The sequence below is a fragment of the Moraxella sp. I5G genome (assembly GCF_055193055.1).
The window spans coordinates 50,329-56,857 of the sequence record NZ_JBUXLH010000015.1 but is presented as its reverse complement, the minus strand read 5'-3'; the positions used below and the strand labels follow the sequence as shown (position 1 = coordinate 56,857).

Genomic DNA, 6,529 nt, shown 5'->3' with positions numbered 1-6,529 from the left:
TTTTGTACCGAGAGTGAAACCACACCACCCATTTTTAGGGTGTTTAACTCAAAAAACAAAAGGAGTATTCGCATGAGTACTAAACCCATCACCGACACCATCACCGCCCCTATCTTAGATATTGTTGAAGCTAGAGACTGTATAGCAACGCTTAACCAAATCTTAGAAGATGTTACTAATCTAATATGGCTTATCCAACAAGACACCCGCCCAGTCCAAATAACCGAAAAATCGTTACTTAGAGCCATTGGCGGTTATACCAATCATTATGATGATTATGCATACACTATTAGCGAACAACTCAATGAGTGGCATAAAAACAAGCATTCGTTTTAAAACGAGTATTTAAAACCCTTAACCATAAACACCAAAACCCCTAATTGATGATGATTAGGGGCTTAGGAAGTCTTTTTTTTAAATTTAGATATATCCAAATTTGGATGCATCCATAAAGTAAAAGCCCCAACGGTAAATTGGGGCTAAGGAATAAAAACATGCATAATAATAGCATATTACAGACGATATTAACAGCAAATCAACGCAATAATGCCACCAAACCCAATTACAAGCGAACATTTAACCCAAATTTACTACCTGCCCCAATAGATTTATACGCCCGTTTTGGTTTTAAGCTAAAAGGTAATGGCTGGAGTATGCACAAATGCCCCTTTCATGATGATAAACATGCAAGCCTATCTATCAATGCTACACATGGCCGGTTTATCTGCCACGCCTGCCACAGCAAAGGTAATTTAATTGGTTTTTATATGCAAATGACTAACACCAACTACCAAACCGCTATGATTGAATTGGGGGCGTACAATGAACACTAATCCAAATACCCAACTAAATATTAATGAAGAAGCCTTACAAAAAGCCATCAAATGGGCGTTAAGCCATGATAAGCAGTTACTAGCCAAGCAAGCTAAAGATGAGCATTTAACCGCTATTTACCGTTACTACAGCACAAACACACCCAACCCAAGCAATCATCAAAATAACGCCACTATGGACAACACCGCAGGCGTGAGCGATACAGCAAAACAAATTTACGAACAAAACTTGTCAAAACTTGACATCACAAAGTCAATTAATGACACACCCAAAGAATTGTTTGTAAAGGTACGTTTTGATACAGATAAAGGCAAATGGATTAAACCATTTTATTTTGATGGGCAAAAATACAAATTAGGCGAACCAAATTTAACCCAAAAGCCGTTGTATCTGCCACAGCCTATTTATCAAGGTGATACGGTTTATTTGGTAGAAGGTGAAAAATGCGTGCATGCTTTATTAGATATTGGGCTATTAGCCACTACCACAGGCGGAGCAACCACCATTGGTAAATGTGATTTAACGCCATTATTGGGGTGTCATTGTATCTTATGGCGTGATAATGATGACAGCGGGCATAAATGGCAAGATGAGCTAATCACCGCCTTAAATGGGCTTAATATCAGTCATAGCGTGATGGATATTGCAGGTGTGTTATTACCCAATAACCAGCCTTTAGCAGATAAAGGCGATTGTTACGATTATATTTATTCATGGTATGAGTACGGCGAAGATGATAATGGTATTAAAGACATGATTCAAGCCTTACCCACCATCACCCCAGTAAACCAAAACAGCACAGACAACCCCAATGATACGCCCAATTACGATTATATGGACAATCTAGTTGAACAAGAACAAAAACTAAAACAAGCCATTGATGAGCTTGCCCGCTTGCCAGAATTACAACAATTATTAGCCATAGGCAAAGTATCAAAACATTTTGGCATTCCTAAGGATAAATTAACCTGCCTAGTCAATGAACGCAAGCAAGGCGATTTTATACCTGAAATTACACCAAGTGGTGAATTTGTAGATGGTATAACCCTATATAAAGAACTTTATACGTTGATTAATGAACATATTTGCATTGAAGAACCTTATAAAGTCGCTTTTGTGTTATGGGTGATTATGACTTACCTAACTGATATTGCCGAGATACTACCGATTGCATGGATTACCGCACCTGAAAAAGCATGTGGCAAAAGTACCTTATTGGGTTTATTTGGGCGTTTGGTAAATAAACCTTATGAAACAGTAAACCCAAGCCAAGCGGTATTTTATCGGATTATGGAATATTACAAACCTACATTACTATTAGACGAAGTGGATAATTACCTAAAGGACAATAAAGAGCTTTTAACAGTAATTAACGCTGGTTATTCAATACATGCTTGTAATATTGCCCGTGTAAACATGGATAAAAGCGGAGCAGTAGATAATTACAGCGTATTTGGTGCAAGGGTATTTAGTGGCATTGGCGAAATGAACGGTACGTTTGCCAGTCGTGCAATACGTTTTAATATGAAGCGTAAAGGCAAAGATGATAAGATTAAACGCCTAAATCGTAAAACCCTAACTAAATCCTATACCGACCAAGTGCAACAAAGAATCAAACGATGGGCGGTAGATAATACCCATAAAGTACAGGCAGTAGATATACCATTGCTTGATATTACAGACCGTGATTTTGATAACTGGTATATCTTGCTACAGATAGCCCATGTGTTAGGTGTTTATGATGAAGCATTGCAGGCGTGTTTATCCTTATGCCATCAAGAAAAGGAATTAAGTTTAAATGAACAACTACTAATGGATATACGCGAAGTATTCAATCAACCGCGTATGCGTTCAGTTGAGTTATTGGAAAAATTAAACAATGACCCAATGATGAATTGGCAAACCTATAACAACGGACAGCCATTAACTGCCCGCCAGCTTGCCAATAAATTAAAATCATTTAATATCAAACCTGAAAAATATCGCTTTGGTGATAGTACAACAAAAGGATATGAATTAGTAAAATTCATCAGTATATTTAATAAATATCTACCAAAACAAATTGATGATGATATTGAGATTTGGGACACCCCCCATATACCCTAAAAATAAGAGGAACATAGGGAACATAGGGAACAAATCAATAAAATCAATAGCTTATAAAAATTCTATCGGGAACATTTTAATTAAGTGTTCCCGATTTATTTTTTGCTATCGGGAACATTTAGAAAGTATAGAGCTAAAATGTTGCCTATATAAATTTTTTATAACTTGTTAATAAATAAGTATTTTTATTAAAATATTCCCGATGTTCCCGATAAAACATTTTTGATAAAATAATTATAACTTATTGATTTTATTAAAATATTAAAAATGTTCCCGATAATGTTCCCGATAGAATTTTTATAAGCTATTGATTTTAATTGATTTTATTAAAATGTTCCCGATAAAATAGGGGTTTTTGGGTATATAACAAGGTATCAAAAAATATTATTTTAAAAAGTGAGATAATTTAATTAATTTATTATAAAAAATAATAAATATATTAAATTTAGAAAAGCCAATTTATCCCCATATGGAAAAATTACCTAAAACCTGATGCAGTAAATGACATTCCATTTGATTAATTATTAATTTAATTTAAATGCTATGTTTATTTACAAATGTAGCATTTTTACGTCTAAAATGATTGAATTTTAATCTTATGATTTATAAAATTAATTAATGGCTTTGTTTGCTCATCTTAAAAATTGATGCATGATGATAATATACACGATGGATAAGAACGCTATTTGTAGCTAAACCACCTAAACAACGGATAAAAATACGCCTTGATATTATGAAACACCAGTTTTAATCAATAACCCATAGGGTGGTAAAAAAGTTTTAAGGTTTTATCTCAAATGACCGCACCCCAGCCAAATACTTGGGACCGCAAAATTAAAAGTTAGGGCAGCATGAATAGCACGCCTGCGCTCATCTTATTTACGTCATCACTCTTTTCATGATATTATGACAAAATTTCTGACATTATTTTTAGTAAAATTTGTATAAGATACTGATTTTAAATATAAAACTTCTGACATTTTCACTGACAAAAAATAGAGATAAAAAATGCCTGAACTTAGTAAAACATGGTTAGATGATACCACGCTTAGGGTGATGACCTACAAATCAGGGGTTTTTACATTTCAACTAGGGGCAAATCTCAACCATTTAACACCCATGTTGGACCGTATCAATGATGCACAAGCACGTTTTAATAAAATCCCCACCCTACCGAGTATCATCGGACAGTTACAAGAGCAAGTATTAGCAAGCAGTATTTACAGCACCAATACCATTGAAGGGGGTAAATTTAGTGAACAAGAAACCGTTCAAATCCTACAAAAAGACCCTAAAACTGTACAGGCAACCGCTGAAAAACGTTTAACCAACCTCAAACAGGCGATACATTGGGTAAATAGCCATACCGCCCCTTTTAACCCTTATGGTAATCAGTCCATAGAGTCATATACAGCCATTCATTTACATTATTTGGTAAGTCAAAACCTAGATGAACAGCACAATCCCACAGGACGATATAGGGACAACCAGCCCTACCAAAAAACCTTTGTGGGTAATGATGAGCATGGCGGACGCTACCAGCCGCCCAAATGTCTAGATGATATTGAATACCTAATGCAGGCATGGATAGAGTGGCTAAATAGTGATGGTATGTTGAGACAACCCGCCATCATTCGGGCGAGCCTAGCTCATTATTATTTTGAGTTAATACACCCTTTCTTTGATGGCAATGGACGAACAGGACGGCTGATTGAAATGCTTTTATTGGAGCAGGCGGGCTATCGTTTTTGTTCATCCGCTGTTTGGCGGTATTATCAAGAACATATTCACGAATATTTTAGTTTGTTTAATCATTGCAGAAAATCAGCCAAAGCCAAGCAGGACAACCCCAATCATGACTTTATCGCCTTTGTGCTAAATGCAATGTTTACCACTATTAACAACTTACACGACCAAACCAACCATCTACTAAGCGTGCTACTCTTTCAAAGCAGACTTAACACCGCCAAAGCTCAAAAAGAAATTAATGACAGACAATTTGGCTTGGTATATCAGCTCCTAACAGAGCCATCAATTACCACATCTGCCATCTATCGTCTGCCCATCGTGCAGACCATCTATCAAGGTAAGACAGAACGGACATTTTACCGTGATATAAATAAGCTCATTGAACTTGGTTTTTTGATTGAATATGATGGAAAAACTGTAATTAATTTATAAGAGTCATTTTTATTTTTACTGGTATATTTGCTGGTATAAAAAAATATTGATAAAAATAAATTATTTAAAATCAATATTTTATCTTATGTGTTTGTAGTCCGCCACTGACCAAACAACAATCTAGGGCTGTCCGTCATCGTACGATAGCCCTTTTGTTTTATTGGGTTTGATGGTTTTTGTTATCTTTAGTAGTCTGTTATTATCCATTGAAAGCTATGATTTTTTGGTTGGTATTATTGTTGGTATTGTCGTTCACCCTCTTTTAATACCAACAAACCCACCCCAAAGGCTTACCAATCATGGCTTTAAAAAATACCAAGTTTAATTTAAAAAAATTACTTAAAATCAAAATTAGAAAATTTATATTTAAAATAAACTTATTGCAAAATAAAAAGACGAACAAGTCAAAGCATCATAAAAAATTAATTTTGATATTTTATTACGACTTCATTCGCCAGTTTTCTATCGAATTATAAGAAGTTTAAAAACACCTTATATCAGGCTTTAAGTCCCAAAACATCTTGCATGTCATACAAGCCAGCAGGCTGATTTTGCAGCCAGATTGCTGCACGCACCGCACCTTGAGCAAAGGTCATTCGCGATTGAGCTTTATGAGTAATTTCGATAATTTCACCATTCATAATAAATTCCACCGTGTGCTCGCCAACAATTTCACCGCCACGCACTGCATGAATGCCAATTTCACCATCCGTACGCTTACTTGCGCCTTGTCTGCCATAAATACTACTTGTTTTAAGTGTTTGACCACGCGCACTAGCAACAGCATTTGCCATCATCAGAGCTGTTCCCGATGGAGCATCAATTTTATGCTTATGATGATGTTCAATGACTTCCACATCGGCATCAAACCCCAAAACTTTAGCAGTGGTTGCCAAAAGATTTAACGATAAATTCACACCTGTGGAATAATTACCCGCATAAACAATTGCAAGAGTACTGCTGACTTGTTTTAGGCGATTTTCTTGCTCCTGCGACAATCCAGTCACTCCTAACACAAGTGGGGTTTTAGTTTCTAAACAAAATTGTAATGTTTCATCAAAAGCATCAGGTAAGCTAAAATCAATCAGTACACCTACATCATCAAGCTCATCTTTATTTAATAATGATAATGGTACGCCTGCTTTTTTAGCACCAATAAATTCACCTGCATCCACACCTGCCAGACTTGAAAAACCAGGCACAAAACCATGAATTAAATTAGTGTTTGGGTGTTGTAAAACAGCTTCCAATAACATACGCCCCATACGACCAGATGCGCCCATAATACCTACTGCCAATGCTGCCATATTTTTCCTTAATAAATATAAATAGTAAAATTATACCGAAATTCTAGCTTTTTACCACGTTATTATTCATCATTTAAAAAATTATTATTAAAATAAAAACA

General features: G+C 35.5%; 5 protein-coding genes. 4 read left to right on the top strand and 1 reads right to left on the bottom strand.

Annotated elements, in window-relative coordinates; all coding sequences use genetic code 11:
* The 4 genes from ACZBKJ_RS08570 to ACZBKJ_RS08555 all read left to right on the top strand — a co-directional run.
* Positions 1–336: hypothetical protein (locus ACZBKJ_RS08570; RefSeq protein ID WP_463200619.1), on the top strand; the 336-nt coding region annotated here is incomplete at its 5' end.
* Positions 337–494: 158 nt separating this feature from the next.
* Positions 495–833 (top strand): CHC2 zinc finger domain-containing protein, encoded by a 339-nt coding sequence (locus ACZBKJ_RS08565; RefSeq protein ID WP_463200618.1) that lies wholly within the window; start codon positions 495–497, stop codon positions 831–833.
* Entirely contained in the window at positions 823–2,940 is a 2,118-nt protein-coding gene (locus tag ACZBKJ_RS08560; protein WP_463200617.1) for a DUF3631 domain-containing protein, read from the top strand. Before ACZBKJ_RS08565 ends, ACZBKJ_RS08560 begins: the two co-directional genes overlap by 11 nt.
* Positions 2,941–3,948: 1,008 nt before the next feature.
* Positions 3,949–5,121, top strand: a complete 1,173-nt coding sequence (locus ACZBKJ_RS08555; protein ID WP_463200615.1) for a Fic family protein — start codon at positions 3,949–3,951, stop codon at positions 5,119–5,121.
* Positions 5,122–5,618: 497 nt separating this feature from the next.
* Here the strand turns inward: ACZBKJ_RS08555 and dapB are convergent, their stop codons facing one another.
* Positions 5,619–6,428 (bottom strand): 4-hydroxy-tetrahydrodipicolinate reductase, encoded by an 810-nt coding sequence (gene dapB, locus ACZBKJ_RS08550; protein WP_463200613.1) that lies wholly within the window; start codon positions 6,426–6,428, stop codon positions 5,619–5,621.
* Positions 6,429–6,529: the final 101 nt, after the last annotated feature.

Coding starts and splice junctions, on each gene's coding strand:
- ACZBKJ_RS08565 (WP_463200618.1), top strand. CDS start 495: ATGCATAATAATAGCATATTACAGACGATATTAACAGCAAATCAACGC.
- ACZBKJ_RS08560 (WP_463200617.1), top strand. CDS start 823: ATGAACACTAATCCAAATACCCAACTAAATATTAATGAAGAAGCCTTA.
- ACZBKJ_RS08555 (WP_463200615.1), top strand. CDS start 3,949: ATGCCTGAACTTAGTAAAACATGGTTAGATGATACCACGCTTAGGGTG.
- dapB (WP_463200613.1), bottom strand. CDS start 6,428: ATGGCAGCATTGGCAGTAGGTATTATGGGCGCATCTGGTCGTATGGGG.